Annotated in this window: 2 tRNA genes; both read left to right on the top strand. The window is 41.5% G+C overall.

The features are described from left to right. Window positions 1–36: 36 nt before the first annotated feature. Window positions 37–113 (top strand) — tRNA-Ile (locus QQK05_RS18620). A gap of 37 nt (window positions 114–150) precedes the next feature. Continuing rightward, a tRNA-Ala gene (locus QQK05_RS18625) sits at window positions 151–226 on the top strand. The last annotated feature ends 157 nt before the right edge of the window (window positions 227–383 follow it).

Below are 383 nucleotides of genomic sequence, written 5' to 3' on the forward strand. Positions count from 1 at the left end.
GTGATAACAAAAGTTTAAAGAAGTACGAACTGATATAGGTCTGTAGCTCAGCTGGTTAGAGCGCACCCCTGATAAGGGTGAGGTCGGCAGTTCAAGTCTGCCCAGACCTACCAATCTTCGATTGGTAAAATACCATATGGATATACCGATGGGGCTATAGCTCAGCTGGGAGAGCGCCTGCCTTGCACGCAGGAGGTCAGCAGTTCGATCCTGCTTAGCTCCACCAACTCTACTTCTTTATTAGAAATTAAACATAAGCAATGTACTGTTTATGTTTAGTTTCTACTCTCTTTGAGGGAATGAACTTTGCTCTTTAACAATTTGGAAAGCTGATATATATCCTCGAACGTTTTACTTTTTAAGTAATACATTCGAATCGATTG

The sequence above is a fragment of the Thalassotalea loyana genome (assembly GCF_030161435.1).
Taxonomy (GTDB): Bacteria; Pseudomonadota; Gammaproteobacteria; order Enterobacterales; family Alteromonadaceae; genus Thalassotalea_G; species Thalassotalea_G loyana.